This window comes from Planococcus versutus (genome assembly GCF_001186155.3).
Classification (GTDB): domain Bacteria; phylum Bacillota; class Bacilli; order Bacillales_A; family Planococcaceae; genus Planococcus; species Planococcus versutus.
The window spans coordinates 2,080,113-2,104,042 of record NZ_CP016540.2 but is presented as its reverse complement, the minus strand read 5'-3'; the positions used below and the strand labels follow the sequence as shown (position 1 = coordinate 2,104,042).

The 23,930-nt window shown below is 39.2% G+C and carries 19 protein-coding genes; all 19 read left to right on the top strand.

Going from position 1 to position 23,930, the window contains the following annotated elements; all coding sequences use genetic code 11:
* Positions 1-168: 168 nt before the first annotated feature.
* Positions 169-1,065: a DNA-processing protein DprA gene (gene dprA, locus I858_RS10795; RefSeq protein ID WP_049693282.1), complete on the top strand. Its 897-nt coding sequence runs from the start codon at positions 169-171 to the stop codon at positions 1,063-1,065.
* A gap of 101 nt (positions 1,066-1,166) precedes the next feature.
* Positions 1,167-3,236: a type I DNA topoisomerase gene (topA, locus tag I858_RS10790; RefSeq protein WP_049693281.1), complete on the top strand. Its 2,070-nt coding sequence runs from the start codon at positions 1,167-1,169 to the stop codon at positions 3,234-3,236.
* A 20-nt stretch (positions 3,237-3,256) separates the two neighbouring features.
* The gene (trmFO, locus tag I858_RS10785; protein WP_049693280.1) at positions 3,257-4,567 is read left to right on the top strand and encodes an FADH(2)-oxidizing methylenetetrahydrofolate--tRNA-(uracil(54)-C(5))-methyltransferase TrmFO; all 1,311 of its coding nucleotides are present in this window, start codon (positions 3,257-3,259) and stop codon (positions 4,565-4,567) included.
* 67 nt (positions 4,568-4,634) lie between these two features.
* Entirely contained in the window at positions 4,635-5,528 is an 894-nt protein-coding gene (xerC, locus tag I858_RS10780) for a tyrosine recombinase XerC (RefSeq protein ID WP_049693279.1), read from the top strand.
* Between the two features lie 16 nt (positions 5,529-5,544).
* Positions 5,545-6,090, top strand: a complete 546-nt coding sequence (gene hslV, locus I858_RS10775; RefSeq protein WP_049693278.1) for an ATP-dependent protease subunit HslV — start codon at positions 5,545-5,547, stop codon at positions 6,088-6,090.
* A complete protein-coding gene (gene hslU, locus I858_RS10770) occupies positions 6,090-7,487 on the top strand; it encodes an ATP-dependent protease ATPase subunit HslU (protein ID WP_049693277.1) in 1,398 nt (465 codons plus the stop codon). Before hslV ends, hslU begins: the two co-directional genes overlap by 1 nt.
* Positions 7,488-7,573: 86 nt before the next feature.
* Complete coding sequence (gene codY, locus I858_RS10765) at positions 7,574-8,353, top strand: GTP-sensing pleiotropic transcriptional regulator CodY (protein WP_049693276.1); 780 nt, start codon at positions 7,574-7,576, stop codon at positions 8,351-8,353.
* Positions 8,354-8,572: 219 nt separating this feature from the next.
* The gene (gene rpsB, locus I858_RS10760; protein ID WP_038704256.1) at positions 8,573-9,289 is read left to right on the top strand and encodes a 30S ribosomal protein S2; all 717 of its coding nucleotides are present in this window, start codon (positions 8,573-8,575) and stop codon (positions 9,287-9,289) included.
* Between the two features lie 89 nt (positions 9,290-9,378).
* A complete protein-coding gene (gene tsf, locus I858_RS10755; RefSeq protein ID WP_049693275.1) occupies positions 9,379-10,263 on the top strand; it encodes a translation elongation factor Ts in 885 nt (294 codons plus the stop codon).
* Between the two features lie 81 nt (positions 10,264-10,344).
* Positions 10,345-11,070, top strand: coding sequence for a UMP kinase (gene pyrH, locus I858_RS10750; RefSeq protein ID WP_049693274.1), 726 nt, complete (start codon positions 10,345-10,347; stop codon positions 11,068-11,070).
* On the top strand, positions 11,070-11,627 hold the full coding sequence (frr, locus tag I858_RS10745; protein WP_049693273.1) for a ribosome recycling factor: 558 nt from the start codon (positions 11,070-11,072) through the stop codon (positions 11,625-11,627). The genes pyrH and frr overlap by 1 nt, the downstream gene beginning before the upstream one ends.
* 152 nt (positions 11,628-11,779) lie before the next feature.
* Complete coding sequence (locus tag I858_RS10740) at positions 11,780-12,571, top strand: undecaprenyl pyrophosphate synthase (protein WP_049693272.1); 792 nt, start codon at positions 11,780-11,782, stop codon at positions 12,569-12,571.
* A complete protein-coding gene (locus I858_RS10735) occupies positions 12,568-13,359 on the top strand; it encodes a phosphatidate cytidylyltransferase (protein WP_049693271.1) in 792 nt (263 codons plus the stop codon). The genes I858_RS10740 and I858_RS10735 overlap by 4 nt, the downstream gene beginning before the upstream one ends.
* A 16-nt stretch (positions 13,360-13,375) precedes the next feature.
* Positions 13,376-14,521: a 1-deoxy-D-xylulose-5-phosphate reductoisomerase gene (gene dxr, locus I858_RS10730; protein ID WP_049693270.1), complete on the top strand. Its 1,146-nt coding sequence runs from the start codon at positions 13,376-13,378 to the stop codon at positions 14,519-14,521.
* 42 nt (positions 14,522-14,563) lie between these two features.
* On the top strand, positions 14,564-15,823 hold the full coding sequence (gene rseP / locus I858_RS10725) for an RIP metalloprotease RseP (RefSeq protein WP_049693269.1): 1,260 nt from the start codon (positions 14,564-14,566) through the stop codon (positions 15,821-15,823).
* A gap of 98 nt (positions 15,824-15,921) precedes the next feature.
* Positions 15,922-17,625, top strand: coding sequence for a proline--tRNA ligase (locus I858_RS10720; RefSeq protein ID WP_049693268.1), 1,704 nt, complete (start codon positions 15,922-15,924; stop codon positions 17,623-17,625).
* Positions 17,626-17,825: 200 nt separating this feature from the next.
* On the top strand, positions 17,826-22,133 hold the full coding sequence (locus tag I858_RS10715; RefSeq protein ID WP_049693267.1) for a PolC-type DNA polymerase III: 4,308 nt from the start codon (positions 17,826-17,828) through the stop codon (positions 22,131-22,133).
* Between the two features lie 126 nt (positions 22,134-22,259).
* Complete coding sequence (gene rimP, locus I858_RS10710; RefSeq protein WP_049693266.1) at positions 22,260-22,745, top strand: ribosome maturation factor RimP; 486 nt, start codon at positions 22,260-22,262, stop codon at positions 22,743-22,745.
* 20 nt (positions 22,746-22,765) lie between these two features.
* Positions 22,766-23,893: a transcription termination factor NusA gene (gene nusA / locus I858_RS10705; RefSeq protein WP_049693265.1), complete on the top strand. Its 1,128-nt coding sequence runs from the start codon at positions 22,766-22,768 to the stop codon at positions 23,891-23,893.
* Positions 23,894-23,930 lie beyond the last annotated feature (37 nt).

Here is a 23,930-nt window from a genome sequence, read left to right as displayed (position 1 = left end):
CCATTCAACAGCAAAGGTAACAAAAGTCGCGGAAACAATTGTAGTGAGAAAAAGAACGAATAAAGGCGCATATTGAACGTTTACGGCAACGGGAAAACCGTTTAAAATAGAATGAAGATGTTGCGTAGTCGAGACATCTTTCGTCTAAAAAAGAACAGGAGGAATAAAATGAACAATGAATTTACAAGGCGGTTATTAGCGTTGCATTATGTCTATCCAAAAAGTTTGAAAACGTTTTTGCCACTATTTACGGATGACCCAGACTTAGCAAAACTCGAAAAAAAATCGCCGAATGAGCTTATGTGGTTATTAAATATCAAAGTAGAACAAGCCGTGAAACTAACCGCCTCTTATCGACAATCCTTAACCTATCCCTTACAAGAAACCTACATCAAATATAAGATATTCCCCATATCTTATCAACACCCCAGTTATCCAAAAAGCTTGCTCGAATTGATCGATCCACCAGCTGTACTATATGCTAAGGGAGATCTTACTTTACTCGCAAATCCTCAAAAAATCGCCATTATTGGTTCTCGGAAAGCCACTTCTTATTCTCAAAAAGCGTTGCACACAATCATTCCCCCTCTTGTTGAGAACAACTTTATCATTGTAAGTGGATTAGCAAGAGGTGCGGATGCGATGGCCCATCAAAAAACGATTGACTTAGGTGGTCGGACGATCGCTGTTACAGGTAGTGGTTTCTTGCATCCTTATCCGAAAGAAAACAATGCGTTAAATAATATAATAGAAGAAAAACAGTTGGTTTTAACTGAATACCCTCCTTATATGAAACCATTAAAATGGAACTTTCCAATGAGAAATCGCATTATTAGTGGGTTATCTAAAGGAATCGTTGTAACAGAAGCTCAAGTGAAAAGTGGTACTTTGAGTACAATTGAACATGCGCTAGATCATGGAAAAGACATTTTTGCAGTTCCTGGAGATATTGGTTCGTTATTATCTGAAGGACCCCATAAATTGATTTTAGAAGGCGCAAAACCAGTATGGAATGGCTGGCAGATACTAGAGGAATACCAACAAATGACAGCTAGAAAAGAATGAAAAAAATGAAAAGCCTTGCATTAAGCTAAAATCTGTTATACATTTTGCAACAGGTAATTCTTTTAAGCATTTTGAGAAACCTCTATGAGGAGGAAATAGTTATGGCGGATTTTTTAGTGATTGTTGAGTCGCCTGCAAAGGCTAAGACGATCGAACGGTATTTGGGTAAGAAATATAAAGTCCGTGCTTCACTTGGACATTTACGCGATTTGCCCCGAAGTCAAATGGGTGTAGACGTGGAAAACAATTATGAACCTCGTTACATTACGATAAGAGGTAAAGGACCTATCCTACAAGATCTTAAAAAAGAAGCAAAAAAGGCAAAAAAAGTCTTTCTAGCTGCTGACCCCGATAGAGAGGGAGAAGCAATTGCATGGCATTTAGCGACGGCGCTCGGTATTGATCAAACTTCAGATTGTCGCGTTGTTTTTAACGAAATCACAAAAGATGCCATTAAAGAATCTTTTAAGCATCCACGCAAAATTGATATGGACTTAGTCGATGCGCAACAAGCACGCCGGATTTTAGATCGCCTAGTGGGGTACAGCATCAGCCCGTTGCTTTGGAAGAAAGTAAAAAAAGGATTATCAGCTGGACGCGTACAATCAGTGGCACTGCGTTTAGTCATTGATCGCGAAAATGAAATCAAAAGTTTTGAACCAGAAGAATACTGGTCAATTACTGGAGAATTTGAAAAAGCGAAAAAGAAATTTGAAGCACAATTTTATGGCAATACTAAAGAAAAAGTAAAACTACACAACGAAGCAGACGTCAAAGCTGTTATGGCTTCTATGTCTGGTAAAGACTTTACAGTTAACCGCGTAGTGAAAAAAGAACGAAAAAGAAATCCATCTCCTTCTTTTACAACTTCTTCACTTCAACAGGAAGCTGCTCGGAAATTAAATTTCCGAGCGAAAAAGACGATGATGCTAGCACAGCAATTATACGAAGGAATCTCTGTCGGTAAAGAAGGCATCACGGGCTTGATTACGTACATGCGAACGGATTCTACACGAATCTCTGATACGGCAAAAAAAGATACGATGGACTTTATCGTCGAAAACTACGGCGAAGAATACGTGACGCAAAAAGCACCAGCTAAGCAATCAGCAAAATCACAAGACGCCCACGAAGCAGTTCGGCCGACAAGCGTCATGAGAACGCCAGAATCGATGAAGAGTATTTTATCACGTGATCTTCATCGTTTATACAAATTGATTTGGGATCGATTTGTAGCAAGTCAAATGTCATCTGCCGTTTTAGATACGGTTATGGCGGAGTTGCAAAATGGCGATGCGGTGTTTCGTGCAAATGGATCGCAAGTCAAGTTCGCAGGCTTTATGAAACTTTATATTGAAGGGACAGACGATCAAAAAGAAGAAAAAGATAACATACTGCCAGAAATGGTTGAAGGAGATATTGTAAAAGCGGTTGATGTTCTACCCAATCAGCATTTTACGCAACCACCTCCACGCTTTACAGAGGCTCGCTTAGTAAGAGCGCTTGAAGAGTTGGGAATCGGACGTCCATCAACTTACGCGCCCACACTAGACACCATTCAAAAGCGGGGTTACGCAACTTTAGATGCGAAACGTTTTATTCCGACTGAGTTGGGTGAAATTGTTCATCAACTGGTACTCGAATTTTTCCCGGATATTTTGAACATCGAGTTTACTGCAAAAATGGAACATGATTTAGATACTGTTGAAGATGGAGAAATTGAATGGCGCACCATTATCGATGCATTTTATAAGAAATTTGAAAAGAATGTTGAAGTAGCAGAAAATGAAATGGAAAAAGTACAAATCAAAGATGAGCCAGTAGGTGAAGATTGTGAATTGTGTGGGTCGCCCATGGTTTATAAATTAGGACGCTACGGCAAGTTTATGGCTTGTAGCAATTTCCCTGAATGCCGTAATACGAAAGCAATCGTTAAGCACATAGGTGTTACATGTCCGACATGTAAAGAAGGCGAAATCGTTGAAAGAAAAAGTAAAAAGCGCCGCATTTTCTATGGCTGCGAGCGTTATCCAGAATGCGAATTCGTTTCTTGGGATAAACCAATTGAACGTCCATGTCCGAAATGCGACAAATTGCTTGTAGAGAAAAAAGTGAAAAAAGGTGTTCAAATCAATTGCACAAATTGTGATTATAAAGAAGAAGTTCAATAATGATATAGAGGTGTATGAAAATGACAAAACATGTAAACGTAATTGGCGCTGGTTTAGCTGGTAGTGAGGCAGCGTGGCAAATCGCAAAACGCGGAGTAAAAGTACGTCTATTTGAAATGCGTCCAGTTCAACAAACAGCTGCTCACCACACGGATAAATTCGCTGAGTTGGTTTGCAGTAATTCATTGCGTGCGAATTCGTTAACCAATGCTGTTGGTGTCATCAAAGAAGAAATGCGTAAACTGGATTCAGTTATTATCGAATCAGCAGACGGTGCATCTGTACCAGCTGGTGGTGCACTTGCAGTCGATCGTCACGAATTTGCGGCGGCAGTTACCGATAAAGTAAAAAATCATCCGCTCGTAGAAGTCATCAACGAAGAAGTAACAGAAATTCCAGAAGGCATTACGATAATCGCAACAGGTCCGTTAACGTCTCCAGCACTTGCTGAAAAAATCCGTAAGTTAACAGGAGAAGAATATTTGTACTTTTATGACGCTGCGGCGCCAATTGTTGAAAAAGACAGTATCGATATGGATAAAGTATATTTGAAGTCTCGTTACGACAAAGGAGAAGCGGCTTATCTAAACTGTCCAATGAATGAAGAGGAGTTTAAACGTTTCCACACAGCTTTAGTCGAAGCAGAAGTAGTGCCGCTAAAAGAATTCGAAAAAGAAATTTATTTTGAAGGCTGTATGCCGGTTGAAGTTATGGCGGCAAGAGGCGAAAAAACCTTAACATTCGGACCCATGAAGCCAGTAGGATTAGAAGATCCGAAAACTGGAGAGCGGCCATATGCAGTTGTTCAACTACGACAAGACGATGCAGCCGGAACGCTCTACAACATCGTCGGCTTCCAAACACATTTAAAATGGGGACCTCAAAAAGAAGTATTGAAATTGATTCCAGGATTAGAGAATGTGGAAATTGTGCGTTATGGAGTGATGCATCGCAATACGTTCATCAACTCTCCGCGTGTCTTAAAACCAACATATCAACTAAAAGCCGATCCCAACATTTTCTTCGCAGGTCAAATGACAGGTGTAGAAGGTTATGTAGAGTCTGCAGGAAGTGGGTTGCTTGCAGGAATCAATGCAGCAAAATTAGCATTGGATGAAGAGTTGTTAGTATTTCCAGCCGAAACTGCTTTAGGCAGCATGGCACGCTACATTACAGAAGCAGATAGCAAAAATTTCCAGCCAATGAATGTGAACTTTGGGTTGTTTCCTGACTTGGGAGAGCGAATCCGTTCAAAATCAGAGCGTGCAGAAAAACACGCAAACCGTGCGTTGGAATCTATTCGAATTTATATGAATACAGTGACTGTTTAATGGATAAAAGCCTCTAAATGTTGTTATAATTTAGAGGCTTTTCTAGTTGGTGGAAGGTGGAGCATATATGGAAAAAGAAAAGATGCTTGAATCTTTTATGAGTTATATTCAATTGGAGAAAAATTATTCTGAGCATACTGTTCATCACTACAGTCACGATTTAAAGGATTTTTTTCTTTTTTTAAATACTGAAGGTGTGCTTGATATTAGAGAAGTCGAATATATACATGCTAGAAATTACATGACAAAATTGTACGATGCCAAACTATCCAGAACGACTGTTTCACGAAAAATATCTGCGATCCGTTCGTTTTTTCGTTATGGCAATCGTGAGTTTGGGTTAGATGAAGCGGCTTTTCGATCGTTATTTCATCCGAAAAAAGAAGAACGGCTTCCACAGTTTTTTTATGAAGAAGAACTTGCACAGCTGTTTAAATCAGTTCAAGGTGACGATAAATTATCAATTCGCAATACGGCATTACTGGAGTTGTTATATGCGACAGGCATGCGTGTAAGTGAATGTGTTTCGATTCGATTAATGGATTTAGACCAGACTATCCAAATTGTTAAAGTGATGGGGAAAGGCCGAAAAGAGCGTTATATTCCTTACGGCCAGTTTGCACAAGATGCGTTGGAACATTACCTCGAGGAAGCACGTCCTAAACTGATGAAGAAGCAAAACCATGATTATTTATTTGTTAATAGTCGCGGAGAAACTGTAACAGATCGTGGCATTCGTCATATCTTAAGTGAATGCATGAAGAAAGCGTCGATTAATTCTTCAATTTATCCGCATATGATTCGCCATTCTTTTGCGACGCACCTGATTAATAACGGAGCCGATATTCGAACAGTTCAAGAACTTCTTGGACATTCGCACCTGAGTTCTACGCAAGTATATACTCATGTTACAAAAGAACATTTACGAAACACTTATTTGAAATCACACCCGAGAGCTTAGAGAGGAGCATGCTTTGATGCAAGAATTTCATGCGACCACGATATTCGCCGTTCGTCACAACGGCCAATGTGCGATGTCTGGTGATGGTCAAGTTACATTTGGCAACGCAGTAGTTATGAAGCACACTGCACGAAAAGTACGCAAATTATATAATGGACAAGTGCTGACTGGATTTGCAGGATCAGTCGCAGATGCTTTTACATTGTTTGAAATGTTTGAAGGAAAATTAACAGAGTATAACGGCAACTTACAACGGGCAGCTGTGGAACTAGCAAAACAATGGCGTGGAGACAAAATGCTACGTCAATTAGAGGCTATGCTAATTATCATGAACAAAGATGAATTGCTTCTCGTGTCCGGTACGGGCGAGGTAATTGAACCAGATGATGGAATTTTAGCCATTGGATCGGGTGGCAACTATGCGTTAGCTGCTGGGCGTGCCTTGAAAAAATACGCTGGTGAACATTTTACAGCTGTGGAAATTGCGAAGTCAGCATTAGAAACGGCAGCGGATATTTGCGTCTACACCAATCATCAAATTGTAGTGGAGGAATTGTCCTAATGAAAAGTCAAACAGATTTAACGCCTAGACAAATTACTGATCACCTCGATCACTATATTGTTGGCCAAAAAGATGCTAAGCGTTCAATAGCAATTGCATTACGTAACCGCTACCGTAGAAGTCGATTAGACGAAGAAATGCGTGGAGAAGTTATTCCAAAAAATATTTTAATGATTGGACCTACAGGTGTAGGGAAAACAGAAATTGCGCGTCGAATTGCGAAATTGACAGGAGCGCCTTTTATAAAAGTAGAAGCTACTAAATTCACAGAAGTTGGTTATGTTGGCCGGGATGTTGAATCAATGGTTCGTGATCTAGTAGAGGCTTCTGTTCGAATCGTTAAAGAAGAGAAATTTGAAGCGGTCAAGTTCCAAGCAGAATCAGCGGCAAATGAGCGTATTGTTAAATTATTAGTACCATCTATGCGCAAAAAACAATCTAATCAAAATCCGTTGGAAATGCTATTCGGACAAAAACTCGAAGAAGAAGAAGAAGAGCCCACTGCTGAAGTAGAAGTTCGTGTGAAAAGAAGAGAAATTGCTATAGATTTAAAAGCAGGAAAACTTGAAGATGAATGGATAACAGTTGAAGTAGTTGAAAATTCGAATTCTATGTTTGATGCATTGCAAGGATCGGGAATGGAACAGATGGGTGCAAACATGCAAGATGCTTTTTCTTCGTTAATGCCGAAAAAAAAGAAAAAACGCAGATTGCGTGTAAAAGAAGCACGTCGTGTGTTAACAACAGAAGAAGCTGCTAAATTAGTAGATGATGAAGAAATAGCGATGGATGCGATTGATCGAGCTGAACAGCATGGCATTATTTTTATCGATGAAATGGACAAAATAGCCAGTAAAAATGGCTCTTCATCCGTTGATGTATCGCGAGAAGGAGTGCAACGCGATATTTTACCAATCGTCGAAGGGTCGACGGTCTCTACAAAATACGGCGCAGTCAAAACAGATTATATGTTGTTTGTTGCAGCAGGGGCTTTTCACATGTCGAAACCATCTGATTTGATTCCTGAATTACAAGGACGCTTTCCAATTCGAGTAGAATTACAAAAACTAGAAGTAGCCGATTTTGTGAAAATTTTGACAGAACCAAAACATTCTTTGTTAAATCAGTACAAAGCACTTCTCGAAACTGAAGGAATTGTGGTACACTTCAATGATGCCTCAATAATCAGACTTGCAGAAATTGCATATGAAGTAAATCAAGACACGGATAACATCGGTGCGCGCAGGTTACATACCATTCTTGAGCGCCTTTTGGAAGATTTGTCTTTCGAAGCATCCGAGATTTCTCCAGCACAAATTGATATAACGGTCAAATATGTGAATGAAAAACTTGAAAATGTGGCGAAAAACAAAGACTTGTCACAATTTATTCTGTAAAACAAGGCGAATTAGTTCCATAAAGGAGTAAAAACCTTTAGAATATTGAATAAACATGGTATGAAAACTGTAGGAGGTTCATTTAAATGGATTTATTAGGAAAAACAAGACGAATTAACTCGATGCTAGAAGCAGCGGGCGGTAAGAAAGTGAATTTTAAAGATATGGCTGAAACGCTGAGCGAAGTTATTGAATGTAATGCGTTTGTAGTTAGCCGTAAAGGTAAAGTGTTGGGCTATGCAATTAATCAACAAATCGAGAATGATCGAATGAAAGGTATGCTCGAAGATCGCCAATTCCCAGCCGAGTATATGCAAAAACTTTCAAGCATCACAGAAACAACAGAAAATATTGATGTAAACAGCGAACACACAATTTTCCCTGTAGAAGAACGCGAATTGTTTAAAAACGGTTTGACAACGATCGTTCCGATTAAAGGAGGCGGCGAACGTCTTGGAACATTACTTCTTGGACGCATCGAAGCAGAATTCCATGACGACGATTTAATTCTTGGTGAATACGGCGCAACGGTAGTCGGGATGGAAATTCTTCGCGAAAAAGGCGACCGCATTGAAGAAGAAGCTCGTAGCAAAGCAGTTGTTCAAATGGCGATTTCTTCACTTTCATACAGTGAACTTGAAGCTATTGAACATATCTTTGAAGAGTTAGATGGCAACGAAGGATTACTAGTTGCTTCTAAAATTGCTGACCGCGTTGGTATTACACGATCAGTTATCGTAAATGCACTTCGCAAACTTGAAAGTGCTGGCGTTATCGAATCTCGTTCTCTAGGAATGAAAGGGACATACATTAAAGTATTGAACACGAAGTTTCTTGCAGAACTTGAGCAGTTAAAAATGAATTAAATTTTTTGAAAAGATGCCTAGAATTTCTTAGGCATCTTTTTTTGTCTGTTTTTGTTTCTAAAGAGAAAACTATTGTGTTTTATAACATGAGCGTGATATAATTTGAAATGGTGTTAAATACACACGCATTTCGATTTGAGTCGTGGGTGCCCAATTGGGTAACGGTTCAGAAGAGAAAAATGCGGAGGGAAAAAATAACCTATCAGGAGGAAACAAATCATGGCAGTAATCTCAATGAAACAATTGTTAGAAGCTGGTGTTCACTTTGGTCACCAAACTCGTCGTTGGAACCCGAAAATGAAAAAATATATTTTCGTGGAACGTAACGGTATCTACATCATCGATCTACAAAAAACAGTTCGCAAACTGGAAGAAGCTTATAGCTTCATGAAACAAGTTGGCGAAGAAGGCGGAAAAGTTCTTTTCGTTGGTACGAAAAAACAAGCTCAAGACGCTATCAAAGAAGAAGCAGAACGCTCTGGTAACTATTACATCAACCAACGTTGGTTGGGTGGAACACTTACTAACTTCGGTACAATCCAAAAACGTGTGAATCGTTTAAAACAAATCGAACGCATGGAAGAAGATGGAACTTTCGAAGTTCTACCGAAAAAAGAAGTTGTTCAATTGAAGAAACAACACGAACGTCTTGTTAAATTCTTAGGCGGTATTCGTGATATGAAAGCACTTCCGGACGTAATGTTCGTAGTTGATCCACGTAAAGAACGTATTGCAGTAGCAGAAGCAATGAAATTGAACATTCCAATCGTTGGTATTGTTGATACTAACTGTGATCCGGATGAAATCGATTATGTTATTCCTGCAAACGACGATGCAATTCGCGCAGTTAAACTATTAACTGGTAAAATGGCGGATGCTTTGCTTGAATCAAAACCGGAAGAAGATGAAGAAACTCAAGCTGAATCTGCTGAGTAATTCACGATTACACAGGTGATAAGCGGCCAACCCCTCTTATCACCTTTTTTTGAGAAAATAGCAACATACTATGAAGGAGGAAATTAATCATGGCAGTTACAGCACAAATGGTAAAAGAATTGCGCGGAAAAACAGGCGCCGGTATGATGGATTGTAAAAAAGCATTAGTTGAAACAGACGGAGATATGGAAGCAGCTCTAGATTTCTTGCGTGAAAAAGGTCTTTCTAGCGCTTCTAAAAAAGCAGACCGCATTGCAGCTGAAGGGATCACTTCAATTCTTGTACAAGAAAACGAAGCGATTATCTTTGAAGTAAACGCAGAAACTGACTTTGTCGCGAAAAACGACGGTTTCCAAACATTAGTAAAAGAATTAGGCGAGCACTTAATGTCTACTAAACCGGCTACAGTTGAAGAAGCAAATGCTTCTACAATGTCAAATGGTTTGACAGTAGCAGACCATATTTCAAACGCAATCGCTAAAATTGGTGAGAAAATCACATTGCGTCGTTTTGAAATCCGTACAAAAACAGATGCAGATGCTTTTGGACCGTATCTTCACATGGGTGGACGAATTTCAGTACTTGTAGTTCTTGAGAACTCTACTGATTCAGCTGCTGCACGGGACATTGCTATGCACATTGCTGCATTAAACCCTAAATATATCTCGCGCGATGAAGTTTCTGCTGACGAAGTAGAACACGAGCGTAAAGTATTAACTGAGCAAGCATTAAACGAAGGCAAACCTGAAAAAATTGTTGCGAAAATGGTTGAAGGCCGCCTTGGTAAATATTTTGAAGACATCTGCTTGCTTGATCAAGCGTTTGTTAAAAACTCAGATCAAAAAGTTCGTGATTTCGTAGCTTCTACAGGTGGGTCTATTAAAGAATTCATCCGTTACGAAGTCGGAGAAGGTATCGAAAAACGTGAAGATAACTTTGCTGACGAAGTTATGAGCCAAGTCAACAAAAAATAAAATTATTGGACTATACGATTTTACTAGGGAACACGAGAATGTGTTCCCTATTTTTCAATAAAAGTGTAACGGAGGGTACCGATGAGTGTTCAGCAATATAAACGCATTGTATTAAAACTAAGTGGTGAAGCAATGGCAGGAGGACAGGGTTTCGGATTGTCCCCTGAAATTATCAAATCAGTCGCAAGCCAAGTAAAAGAAGTAGTGGAACTCGGAGTAGAAGTTGCAGTCGTTGTAGGTGGCGGTAACATCTGGAGAGGTAAAGTTGGTTCGGAAATGGGCATGGATCGTGCAACAGCAGACTATATGGGAATGTTAGCAACTGTGATGAACTCATTAGCATTGCAAGATTCATTAGAAAAACAAGACGTTGAAACTCGCGTTTTGTCATCTATCGAAATGCGTCAAGTTGCCGAGCCTTATATCCGTAGAAGAGCTATCCGTCATTTAGAAAAAAAACGGGTTGTTATTTTTGCAGCAGGTACAGGAAATCCTTATTTTTCAACTGATACAACAGCAGCATTGCGTGCGGCCGAAATTGAAGCCGATGTCATTTTAATGGCTAAAAACAATGTTGATGGCGTTTACTCAGCTGATCCAAAGACCGACTCAACAGCTGTAAAATACGATGAGCTTTCATATTTCGAAGTAATTCAACAAGGCTTGCAAGTGATGGATTCAACTGCTTCTACACTGTGTATGGACAATGATATTCCACTCGTTGTATTCTCGATTATGGAAAAAGGAAATATAAAACGTGCTGTACTCGGAGAAAAAATCGGGACAGTAGTGAGGAGAACAATCTAATGCCAAAATCAGTAATGAACGAAACCACATCTAAAATGAATAGTGCAATCCAAGCTTTTTCGCGTGATTTAGCCTCTATACGTGCGGGGCGCGCAACGCCATCAATTTTAGACAAGTTGTCAATTATTTATTATGGTACGCCGACTCCAGTGAACCAAGTAGCAGGTATTTCAATTCCTGAAGCTCGGTTGATTATGATTCAACCGTATGATAAATCAGTTCTTAGCGATATTGAAAAAGCCATTCTTAAATCTGATTTAGGATTAAGCCCATCAAATGATGGTTCTGTTATTCGTTTAGCCGTTCCAGCATTGACAGAAGAGCGTCGTAAAAATTTGGTGAAACAAGTGAAAAGAGAAGCGGAAGAAGCCAAAGTTGTAGTCCGTAACGTTCGCCGTGATGCTAACGATGAGTTTAAAAAACTAGAAAAGAAAAGTGAAATCACAGAAGATGATTTGCGTGGCTATTCTGACGACGTTCAAAAATTGACAGATGACAACATTTCAAAAATTGATGAAATGGCTAAAGGTAAAGAAAAAGAGATTATGGAAGTTTAAATCGAACTTCATTTTTGGTTGAGCGTCCTGTTTAACAGGACGCTTTTTCATGTCAAAAATTAATACGGTATTTTGAAAGAAGCGCACAATGTCGTTTTTTTTGATATGATAAACAATAGACATGCCGATTTGTAATAGGTGGAGGATTAACTATGTTCAATAAACTATTAAAAAGAAATACTGAAGTGGTCTTAAAAGATAAAGATCGTTTAGTTTTAATTCCAAATGAAGAGATTCCAGCTCATATCGCAATCATTATGGACGGCAATGGTCGATGGGCTAAGAAACGTTCACTTCCTCGAATAGCTGGACATCATGAAGGAATGAAAACGGTTCGAAAAGTTACGAAACTTGCCAATGAACTTGGAGTTGGTGTTTTAACTTTATATGCATTTTCTACTGAAAATTGGAAACGACCTAAAATTGAAGTGGATTTTTTAATGCGCTTACCCGAAGAATTTTTAACAACTTTTTTACCCGAACTAATTGAAGAAAATGTTCGTGTCGAAATGATGGGCTATCAACAAAATTTACCATCGCATACATTGAAAGCTATTAACAAAGCAAAAGAAGCAACGAAAGATAATACGGGTCTTGTGTTAAATTTCGCATTAAACTATGGCAGTCGCTCTGAAATTGTTGATGCTGTAAAAGACATTGCCAAACAAGTAGCTGAAGGAACTTTAGAGATAAGCGATATAAACGAAGATCTAATTTCTAGTGGGTTAATGACAAAAGGGTTACCGGAACCTGATCTACTCATTCGAACAAGTGGCGAAGTGCGTTTAAGTAACTTTATGCTGTGGCAACTAGCCTATACGGAATTTTGGTTCACGGAAACCTTGTGGCCTGATTTTAACGAAGAGTCCTTACTCGAAGCGATCAAAATATATCAAAAGCGAAATCGCCGGTATGGAGGGTTGAAAGGAGACGAAGTGAAATGAAACAACGGATTGTAACGGGTGTAATTGCAGCAGCTTTGTTTATTCCTTTTGTTGTTATGGGAGGCATTCCTTTTACCATATTGGTTTATTTACTCGGGACTATCGCATTACAAGAGTTACTGACGATGAAAGGTCGAAGCATTTGGAGCATTCCAGGTCTTATATCATTGATTGCGTTGTATGCATTTATGTTACCGAGTGACTGGGCTGTTCATGTTCTCAAATGGACAGGCTATGAAAAAATCGAATTTGCTTTTTTAGCAGTTATTTTACTTTTAATACATACAGTTGTTGTAAAAAACAGCTTTACGTTTGATGACGCAGCGTTTGCGATCATGGGCACTTTATATGTTGGAATTGGTTTCTTTTATTTTATTGAGACACGGGAAGCTAGTCTGAGTTATCTAATCTTTGCATTATTGATTGTTTGGTTCACGGATTCCGGTGCTTACTTTACAGGTCGGAAAATTGGCAAACGAAAACTATGGCCAGAGATTTCTCCTAACAAAACCATTGAAGGGTTTGTTGGTGGAATTGTTTGGGCGATCGGAATTGCGTTGATTTTTAATTATTTTATCCCTTTAAACCATTCGATTTTCTTAATCATTATCGTAACAATCGTCGCTTCTATTTTTGGTCAAATGGGTGACTTAGTTGAGTCTGCTTTGAAACGCCATTTTAATGTAAAAGATTCTGGCTCAATATTACCGGGACACGGGGGCATATTAGATCGTTTTGATAGCATCCTATTTGTCATGCCTTTGCTTCATTTTTTACATTTCATCTAAGAAAGGAAATTGCTGAATGACTAAGAAAATTATTTTAATGGGCGCAACCGGATCCATCGGTGTGCAAACAGCTGATATTATTCGAGAACATCCGCAAAAGTTTTCACTAGTTGGATTTTCCGCCGGAAAAAATATGAATACCGCGCGCGCGTTACTTGCTGAATTCAAACCTGAAATTGTTTGTGTGCAACAAGAAGAAGACGCGAAAACGTTAGCACGTGAATATCCCGCTGTATCATTTGTAACAGGAACTAAAGGGTTGATTGAGATTGCTGTTTATGACGCGGACATACTAGTAAATGCAGTATTAGGCAGTGTAGGCTTAGAGCCGACACTAGAAGCGATTAAGCTTGGTCGTACCATTGCGATTGCTAATAAAGAAACGCTCGTTACAGCAGGTCATTTGGTGATGGATAGCGCTAAGCTTTATGGAGCAACTATTTTACCAGTCGACAGCGAACATTCAGCGTTATTTCAAGCATTAAACGGTGAAAAAAAAGATCAAGCAAATCGATTAATTTTAACGGCTTCAGGTGGTAGTTTTCGCGATTTAACACGCGACCAGTTGCAAAACGTCACCGTTCAAGATGCTTTAAATCATCCTAACTGGTCAATGGGTTCGAAAATCACAATTGATTCTGCCACAATGGTCAATAAAGGATTAGAAGTAATCGAAGCGCATATTTTATTTAATTTTGCGTATGCGGACATAGATGTCGTACTTCATCGCGAAAGTATTATTCATTCCATGGTTGAATTCCAAGATACAAGTGTGATCGCGCAACTTGGAACACCGGACATGCGTGTTCCCATTCAGTACGCATTGTCTTATCCGGATCGTTTACCGCGTCCGAATGCAAAACGGTTGAATTTAGCCGAGATTAGTCAGTTGAATTTCCGGGAAATGGATTATACGCGATTCCGCGCATTGCAACTAGCTTTTGATGCTGGAAATGCCGGTGGGACGATGACGACTGTACTTAATGCAGCGAACGAACAAGCAGTAGCGTTGTTTTTAAATGAAAAAATCAAATTTCTTCAAATCGAAGAAATAATTGAACGTGCCATGGATCAGCATAAAGTGATGGCGAATCCAGATTTGGAAACAATTTTACACGTAGATGCTGAAACAAGAAAATCTGTTCGTAACATGCTAAAATGACTAAAGATTAAAACCGAATAAATTTATAAGGATGGGTTCAAAATGGAAACAGTTATCTCGTTTATAATAATTTTCGGTGCTTTAGTTTTTTTCCACGAATTTGGTCATTTTCTTTTTGCGAAACGTGCAGGTATTTTAGTTCGTGAATTTGCGATTGGAATGGGCCCAAAAATTTTGGGGATCACCAAAGGAGAAACGCTTTACACAGTGCGGTTATTACCAATTGGAGGCTATGTACGTATGGCTGGTGAAGACATGGACACGATCCAGCTTCAAGCAGGTCATCGCATCGGCATTCTTTTGAATAAAAAAGGGCAAGCCACAAAAATTATCATGAATCAAAAGAATGTTTATCCGGAAATTTTGTTTCTTGAAGTAGAAGAAGCGGATTTAGAAAAGGAACTTTGGATAAAAGGATATGATGAAGACGAACAACTTGTACGCATAGAAGTGGTACGCGATGCAGTTGTAGAAGAAAATGGTAGGGAAACAATTTTAGCTCCATATGATCGTCAGTTCGACTCTAAGTCAGTCGGAAAACGATTTATGACCATTTTTGCTGGACCGTTATTCAACTTTATTTTAGCGTTTTTTATTTTCACAGCAATTGGTATGATGCAAGGTGTACCAACTTTTGAACCCGTCATAACGGAAGTAACTGAAGAAAGCCCAGCAGCTGAAGCTGGCATGGAAAATGGTGATTTAGTTACTGAAATTGACGGAACTTCAATTTCTACATGGGATGAACTTGTCGAATCTGTTCAAGATAATGCGGGGAATCCACTTGCCTTTGAAGTTGAACGAAATGGTAAACCGCTGGACTTTACTATTACACCTGAAGTTTCAGATCAATCAGCTGAACAAGTAGGCGTAATTGGTGTTCGTTATCAAAGTCCAGTAGAGAAGGATTTTCTTGGTTCATTCGTGTATGGTGCTGAACAAACCGTTTTTTGGTTTAAAGAAATCTTCCGTTTGTTAGGAATGCTTGTAACAGGACAATTTACAATTGATGCTTTGTCAGGTCCAGTTGGCATATACAAAACCACTGAAGAAGTAGCGAAATATGGATTCTTTACCTTGATGAGCTGGGCAGGTATGCTAAGTATCAATCTTGGTATTATGAACTTATTGCCGTTACCTGCACTTGATGGTGGACGTTTAATGTTCTTTATTCTTGAAGCAGTTCGCGGCAAACCGGTAGATCGACAAAAAGAAGGAATGGTTCACTTTGTAGGAATTATGCTTCTTATGTTGCTGATGCTTGTCGTCACGTGGAATGATATTCAAAAGTATTTCTTTTAACTAAAACAACTAAAATTAGCAGACAGACACATGCGTGTCTGTCTCGATCTTTTATGCTTTGTATAAAAATTTTATAGTCAGTTGAGGTGCATTAAAGAATGAAACAAACAGTAACTTTTATCCCGACTTTACGTGAAACGCCAGCCGATGCAGAAGTAAGATCGCATCAGTTGCTATTGCGCGCAGGATTTATTCGTCAAAATACAAGTGGCATTTATTCGTTTTTACCATTAGGCAAACGTGTTCTCCAAAAAGTTGAAACGGTTATTCGTGAAGAAATGGAAGCAGCTAATAGCGTCGAAATTTTTATGCCAGCACTTCAACAAGCAGAGTTGTGGCAAGAATCTGGTCGTTGGTATACGTACGGTGACGAATTAATGCGTTTGAAAGATCGCAATGATCGTGAATTTGCACTTGGTGCGACACACGAAGAAGTCATTACCAGCTTATTGCGTGATGAAATCAAATCATACAAGAAATTACCGTTAAATTTATTTCAAATTCAATCAAAGTTTAGAGATGAAAAACGTCCACGCTTTGGTTTATTGCGTGGCCGTGAATTCTTGATGAAAGATGCTTATTCATTCCATGCGACATCTGAAAGCTTAGACGAAACATATGACGTCATGATGCAAGCATATAAGAATATTTTTACACGTCTTGGGTTAAATTTCCGTGCAGTTATTGCAGATTCCGGTGCAATTGGCGGAAAAGACAATCATGAATTTATGGTGTTGTCGGAAATCGGCGAAGATACAATTGCTTATTCGGATACATCTTCATATGCTGCGAACATTGAAATGGCTGCAGTTAACGTGACGTACCCAGTTTCAGACGAAACAGCTAGAGCGATGGAAAAAGTTGCAACTCCAGGCAAAAACACCATTGCAGATATAGCAGAATTTTTCCAAACAACTGCTGACAAATGCATCAAAACAATGGTGTTCAAAGCAGATGATGAACTGGTCATCGTTTTAGCAAGAGGCGATCACGAAGTCAATGATGTTAAAGTAAAACACGCTACAGGTGCTACAGTTGTTGAAATGGCAACTCCAGAAGAGGTACAGCACTTATTAGATTGTGATATCGGTTCGCTTGGACCTATCAATTTGCCGGGAGATATTCGATTGTTTGCTGACCATGCAGTGGAAAACATTGTAAATGGGATTGCAGGAGCTAACGAAAGTGGCTACCATTATAAAAATGTTACGCCTGGTAAAGACTTTACGGTACCCGCTTTTCATGACTTGCGCTTTATCCAAGAAGGCGATGCTTCTCCGGACGGTCAAGGAACAATTCAGTTTGCGAAAGGAATCGAAGTTGGCCATATCTTTAAATTAGGGACAACTTATAGCATTCCGTTAAAAGGAACGTTTCTGAACGACCAAGGCAAAGCAATGCCTTATATTATGGGTTGTTATGGCATTGGTGTGTCACGTGTTCTGGCTGCAGTAGCTGAACAATTTCAAGATGATGATGGCTTTACGTGGCCAAATATTGTCGCGCCATATGAAGTGCATCTTGTGCCTGTAAACGTTAAAGACGATGTCCAGCGTGAACTTGGTGAAGAACTTTATGCTTTGTTAAAAAATAATCGGTACGAAGTATTATTAGATGATCGCAAAGAACGCGCTGGAGTAAAATTCACTGACGCAGATTTGATTGGCTTACCAATTCGAATCACTATTGGTAAAAAAGCAGCTGAAGGAATTTTGGAAGTGAAAATACGTCGTACAGGTGAAACATTTGAATGGACGCGTGACGAAGTACTTGAGAAAATACAGCAGTTCTTTAAAAAATAACAGTGAAATCTGATATGATGAAAGGAAAGCACAGTATGTGCTTTCCTTTCTTTTTCTACCCGCTTTAGAAGAGGTAACTTATAGTTTGTATCTTACTCTTTAACGATTAATATACTTTTAGTCGTTTCTACACGCAGTATATTCTGTAGCAGTTTCTTCAGAATAGATTTTCTTAAATCACTACCATGAAGGAGATAATTATGACAAACGAGCAAGACTCCAAAATGCGATTCAAAATGCTGCTTCAACATCTCAACTTAACAGACGATTTGCATATGCCTTTTTTTGAAAAAGCTGAATTAACACGAATGACTGTCCATAAAAAAGAGCGGTCTTGGAAATTTCTTGTGAAACTAAAGAATATCCTACCGATTGATTTGTATTTATTATTAAAACAACGATTGTATAGTACATTTTCTCCGATAGCTTCTGTTCAATTGAGTATTGAAACAGTACAACAAACGGCAGAGGAAACCGAAGTGTTGTCTTATTGGAAATACGCAGTTGAAGAGTTGGCGGATATGGCACCGCCATTACGCGAAAGATTATTGTCACAAAAGCCTGTGTGGAATGGCAATAAACTTCTATTGCAATGTAGCCACGAACACGAAATGATGGCATTAAAATCAAAATATAGCGACAAATTAGCAGGCGTTTATCGCCAGTTTGGTTTTCCGCATGTAGCCATCGATTTTCAATTGTCAGACGAAAATCAAGAAGCTGCTCACGAAGCCTTCATGGCCGAACGTCTTCGTGAAGAAGAAGCTATGGCTCAAAAAGCATTGTCCGATATGAAAAAACGAGAAACCCATCAAAAAGAAAATGGAGCGCCTTCAGGTCCATTCCAAATGGGCACGGCAATCAAGCCGGATGAATATATTGTGGATATTAAATCAATTGTGGATGAAGAGCGTCGAGTTACAATTGAAGGATATGTTTTTGATGCAGAAGTGCGAGAACTTCGAAGTGGACGTTCTTTATTGACCGTGAAGATTACAGATTACACCGATTCGATTTTGGTCAAGATGTTCTCGCGCGATAAAGAAGATGCCGCATTGATGGCCAATGCTAAAAAAGGAATGTGGCTCAAAGCGCGTGGCTCGATTCAAACCGATACATTTGTTCGTGACTTGGTCATGATGGCGCAAGATATTGTCGAGATTAAACCAGAGCTTCGACGGGACACTGCTGAAGAAAAACGTGTGGAGCTTCATTTGCATACACCCATGAGTCAAATGGATGCTGTTTCATCTGTCGAGTCACTCGTTAGCCAAGCGGCTAAATGGGGACATCCGGCAATCGCCATTACAGATCATGCTGGTGTACAATCATTTCCTGATGCCTATGCAGCGAGTAAAAAGCATGGCATTAAAGCGATATTCGGCTTGGAAGCTAATTTAGTTGATGATGGTGTGCCAATTGCACATGGTGAACGCCACGTCCTATTAGAAGACGAGACCTTCGTTGTTTTTGACTTAGAAACTACCGGTTTATCTGCAGTTTACGACACAATCATTGAGTTGGCAGCTGTAAAAATTAAAGGTGGGCAAATTATCGATAAATTCGAAAGTTTTGCTAATCCACATCATGAGTTGTCATCAACCACCATTGATTTGACTGGGATCACAGACGATATGGTCAAAAATGCACCGGAAGTAGAAGAAGTTATTCGCAACTACCACGATTGGGCAGGCGACCATATTATGGTCGCGCATAATGCTTCATTCGATATGGGCTTTTTATATGTATGCTATAAAAAATTCGGTATTGAAACCAAACACTCTACCATCGATACATTAGAATTAGCGCGTATGCTTCATCCTGAACTTAAAAATCATCGACTAAACACCTTAGCGAAGAAATTTGGGATCGATTTAACGCAACATCACCGTGCAATTTATGATACGGAAGCGACTTCTTATTTACTGACGCATTTGCTAAAAGAAGCAGATAAAAAAGGCATCTTGTATCACGATCAAATCAATGATTATGTTGGTAGTGGGGATGCTTATAAACGTTCGCGACCCACGCATTGTACGTTATTGGCTCAAAATGACGAAGGGCTGAAAAATCTTTTCAAATTAGTATCTGCTTCACACATTGATTATTTCTACCGCGTCCCTCGTATTCCACGATCGTTATTGCAAAAGCATCGAAGTGGACTGCTAGTTGGTTCTGGCTGTGATAAAGGGGAAGTTTTTGAAGCGGTTATGCAAAAGTCAATGGAAGAAGTTGAGAAAGCCGCGCAATTTTACGATTATTTAGAAGTTCATCCAAAAGAAGTGTATTCGCATTTAATCGAACGTGAAATGATTCGGGATGAATGGAACCTAGAGGACATTATTCGCAAGCTGGTAAAAGTCAGTCGCAAATTAGAAATACCGTTAGTGGCAACAGGAAACGTGCATTATTTAGATGAAACCGATGCCATATTCCGACAAGTGTTAATCGGTTCCCAAGGTGGAGCCAATCCACTCAACCGGACTAAATTACCAAAAGTCCATTTTAGAACAACCAATGAGATGCTAGACGCTTTTGATTTTCTTGGAAGTGAGACAGCACACGAACTAGTTGTGGACAACTCTTTGAAAATTTCTGAGATGATTGATGTAGTTAAACCAATTAAAGACGAGTTGTATACGCCAAAAATCGAAGGTGCAGACGAAGAAGTTCGAGAACTCAGTTACAATATGGCACAACAAATATATGGTTCTCCTTTACCTGATATTGTCGAAGCACGTATTGAAAAAGAATTGAAATCCATTATTGGACATGGCTTTGCGGTTATTTATTTGATTTCTCATAAATTGGTGAAAAAATCGTTAGACGATGGTTATTTGGTTGGTTCGCGTGGTTCGGTTGGGTCATCACTGGTTGCTACGTTAACGGAAATTACCGAAGTCAATCCTTTGCCACCGCATTATATTTGCAGGAAATGCAAAAAATCTGAGTTTTTCGATGATGGTTCGGTTGGCTCTGGATTTGATTTGAAGGATAAAAATTGTCCGGAATGTGATGTGCCTTATCAAAAAGAAGGGCAAGACATTCCATTTGAAACGTTTTTAGGATTTAAAGGAGACAAAGTTCCCGATATCGATTTGAACTTTAGTGGTGAGTATCAGTCAAAAGCGCATAACTATACAAAAGAACTGTTTGGAGAAGACAATGTGTTCCGTGCAGGGACAATCGGAACAGTTGCAGAGAAAACAGCTTATGGTTATGTTCGTGGCTATGCAAACGACCGAGACTTGACGATGCGGGGAGCAGAAATTGACCGCTTAGTGCAAGGATGTTCGGGTGTTAAGCGTAGTACGGGACAGCATCCAGGAGGAATCATCGTGGTTCCAGACTATATGGATATCTATGATTTCTCACCGATACAGTTTCCAGCGGATGCTCAAGATTCTGAATGGAAGACAACTCATTTTGATTTCCATTCGATTCATGACAATTTATTGAAGCTCGATATACTCGGACACGATGATCCAACAGTGATTCGTATGCTGCAAGATCTTTCCGGGATAGACCCAAAAACTATTCCAACAGATGATCCAGAAGTGATGAAAATTTTTGCAGGGCCAGAAACACTTGGTGTGACAAAAGAGCAAATTGGCTGCAAAACCGGTACACTAGGTATCCCTGAGTTTGGTACGCGTTTTGTCCGTCAAATGCTTGAAGAAACAAAACCGAATACGTTTTCAGAATTAGTTCAGATTTCTGGACTGTCTCATGGGACAGATGTGTGGTTGAGCAACGCACAAGAACTGATTCAAAACGGTACCTGTCAGCTATCCGATGTAATCGGCTGTCGAGATGACATCATGGTTTATTTGATTTATCAAGGACTCGAATCTTCACTTGCATTTAAAATTATGGAATCTGTTCGTAAAGGAAAAGGACTAACACCCGAGTTTGAAGAAGCTATGAAAAAAGAAGGTGTACCCAATTGGTATATCGAATCGTGTAAAAAAATTAAGTACATGTTTCCAAAAGCTCATGCGGCGGCTTATGTTTTGATGGCTGTACGGATTGCATATTTCAAAGTGCATTTTCCTATACTGTACTACGCAGCATACTTTACCGTTCGTGCAGAAGACTTTGATGTTAACGCCATGGCGAAAGGTTCACAATCGATTCGCTCAGTACTTGATGAAATCAATTCTAAAGGATTAGAAGCGTCAACCAAAGAAAAAAACTTATTGACGGTTATGGAACTGACGCTTGAAATGATTGAACGAGGATATACGTTCCAAAAAGTTGACTTGTATAAATCATCTGCGGATCAATTTATTATTGAAGGCAAAAGCTTGATTCCACCATTTAATGCTATCCCAGGACTTGGGACGAATGCTGCAAAATCAATCGTTGCTGCACGTGAGCATGGAGAATTTTTATCGAAAGAAGATCTTCAGCAACGTGGACGTGTTTCAAAAACCATCATCGAATATATGGATGACCACGGATGCTTAGAAGGAATGCCTGATGCCAATCAGCTGTCTTTATTCTAGTCAGTTGCACCACGACGCCATTTATGGTATTATTGTAGTAACATTTACTGAATAGCTCTGTCGCAGAAGAGTGGGTTCTCCCGCTCTTTTCTGTTTGTTATGGCATAAAATTGGCGGGAGGCATGTATGAGCAAAATTACAGAACAAATCGAGAAGATAGTACAACCCATTACGAGTGAATTAGCACTTGAACTTGTAGATGTGGAATTCGTAAAAGAAGGTCGTACATGGTTTTTACGAGTATATGTGGACAATCCAGATGCACCAATTGATATAGATCAATGTGCATTAGTTAGTGAAAAATTAAGTGAAATTTTGGATGAATTAGATCCGATTGAACAAAATTACTTCCTGGAAGTTTCTTCACCAGGCGCAGAGCGTCCTTTGAAAAAAGAAAAAGACTATGAAAAAGCTTTGAGTAAATTAATTTACATCAAAACATATGAACCGATTGAAGATACAAAAGAGTTTGAAGGCTACTTGAAATCTTATGATGATGATCAAGTAGAAATTGAAATTAAAATCAAAACACGCAGAAAAATAATCACAATTGCAAAAGAAAAAATTGCGTTAATTCGATTGGCTATTGATTTTTCTGTTAAACCTGATTGAAGAACCTGGGAGTGAATAAAATGAGCAGTGAGTTATTGGATGCTTTTGAAGTATTAGAAAAACAAAAAGGGATATCGCGTGAAGTTCTAATTGAAGCAATCGAAGCGGCTTTAGTAACAGCATACAAACGGAATTTTAACCAAGCCCAAAACGTTCGAGTGGATTTAAACTTAGATACGGGAACGATGTTAGTTTATTCACGTAAAGATGTTGTAGAAGAAGTTGAAGATGAGCGCCTTCACATTTCATTAGAAGAAGCAAAAGTGATCAATCCGGCTTATGAGCTAGGAGATGTGGTGGAAGAAGAAGTAACGCCACGTAACTTCGGTCGAATTGCTGCACAAACAGCAAAACAAGTTGTTACACAACGAGTACGTGAAGCTGAACGCGGATTAATCTTTGAAGAATTTGTTGATCGTGCAGACGATATTGTAAATGGCATTGTAGAACGCATGGATGCTCGTAATTTATATGTCGGTTTAGGTAAAGTAGAAGCTGTGCTTCCACAGACAGAACAAATGCCTAATGAAAATTACAAGCCGCATGATCGCATTAAAGTGTATATCACAAAAGTTGAACGCACAACACGCGGACCACAAGTATTTGTTTCACGTACACACCCAGGACTACTGCGTCGCTTATTCGAAAGCGAAGTTCCTGAAATTTATGATGGTATTGTTGAAATCAAGTCAATCGCACGTGAAGCAGGGGATCGCTCAAAAATATCGGTATTTGCACATCGCGATGATATCGATCCGGTAGGTTCATGTGTGGGATCTAAAGGTGGTCGTGTTCAAACAATCGTTAACGAGTTGAGCGGTGAGAAGATTGATATTGTGGAATGGTCTGAAGAGCCAGTTGTCTTTGTAGCAAATGCACTTAGTCCATCTAAAGTATTAGATGTACAAGTAAACGAAGAAGCAAAATCAACTACGGTTGTTGTTCCTGATTATCAATTATCACTAGCTATCGGTAAACGTGGACAAAATGCTCGATTAGCAGCAAAGTTAACAGGCTGGAAAATTGATATTAAAAGCGAAACCGATGCACGTGAACTTGGGATTTACCCTAACTCAAATACTAAAATTGAATTAGTTGAATCCGGTGAAGAACTAGATGATTTTGATTTTTACGGCGAAAAAGAATAAGGAAATTAAATAAACTATAGAGCTTTCTACACGATAA

Excerpts from the sequence above, each read along its gene's own strand:
- dprA (WP_049693282.1), top strand. The coding sequence starts at position 169 with ATGAACAATGAATTTACAAGGCGGTTATTAGCGTTGCATTATGTCTAT.
- topA (WP_049693281.1), top strand. The coding sequence starts at position 1,167 with ATGGCGGATTTTTTAGTGATTGTTGAGTCGCCTGCAAAGGCTAAGACG.
- trmFO (WP_049693280.1), top strand. The coding sequence starts at position 3,257 with ATGACAAAACATGTAAACGTAATTGGCGCTGGTTTAGCTGGTAGTGAG.
- xerC (WP_049693279.1), top strand. The coding sequence starts at position 4,635 with ATGGAAAAAGAAAAGATGCTTGAATCTTTTATGAGTTATATTCAATTG.
- hslV (WP_049693278.1), top strand. The coding sequence starts at position 5,545 with ATGCAAGAATTTCATGCGACCACGATATTCGCCGTTCGTCACAACGGC.
- hslU (WP_049693277.1), top strand. The coding sequence starts at position 6,090 with ATGAAAAGTCAAACAGATTTAACGCCTAGACAAATTACTGATCACCTC.
- codY (WP_049693276.1), top strand. The coding sequence starts at position 7,574 with ATGGATTTATTAGGAAAAACAAGACGAATTAACTCGATGCTAGAAGCA.
- rpsB (WP_038704256.1), top strand. The coding sequence starts at position 8,573 with ATGGCAGTAATCTCAATGAAACAATTGTTAGAAGCTGGTGTTCACTTT.
- tsf (WP_049693275.1), top strand. The coding sequence starts at position 9,379 with ATGGCAGTTACAGCACAAATGGTAAAAGAATTGCGCGGAAAAACAGGC.
- pyrH (WP_049693274.1), top strand. The coding sequence starts at position 10,345 with ATGAGTGTTCAGCAATATAAACGCATTGTATTAAAACTAAGTGGTGAA.
- frr (WP_049693273.1), top strand. The coding sequence starts at position 11,070 with ATGCCAAAATCAGTAATGAACGAAACCACATCTAAAATGAATAGTGCA.
- I858_RS10740 (WP_049693272.1), top strand. The coding sequence starts at position 11,780 with ATGTTCAATAAACTATTAAAAAGAAATACTGAAGTGGTCTTAAAAGAT.
- I858_RS10735 (WP_049693271.1), top strand. The coding sequence starts at position 12,568 with ATGAAACAACGGATTGTAACGGGTGTAATTGCAGCAGCTTTGTTTATT.
- dxr (WP_049693270.1), top strand. The coding sequence starts at position 13,376 with ATGACTAAGAAAATTATTTTAATGGGCGCAACCGGATCCATCGGTGTG.
- rseP (WP_049693269.1), top strand. The coding sequence starts at position 14,564 with ATGGAAACAGTTATCTCGTTTATAATAATTTTCGGTGCTTTAGTTTTT.
- I858_RS10720 (WP_049693268.1), top strand. The coding sequence starts at position 15,922 with ATGAAACAAACAGTAACTTTTATCCCGACTTTACGTGAAACGCCAGCC.
- I858_RS10715 (WP_049693267.1), top strand. The coding sequence starts at position 17,826 with ATGACAAACGAGCAAGACTCCAAAATGCGATTCAAAATGCTGCTTCAA.
- rimP (WP_049693266.1), top strand. The coding sequence starts at position 22,260 with ATGAGCAAAATTACAGAACAAATCGAGAAGATAGTACAACCCATTACG.
- nusA (WP_049693265.1), top strand. The coding sequence starts at position 22,766 with ATGAGCAGTGAGTTATTGGATGCTTTTGAAGTATTAGAAAAACAAAAA.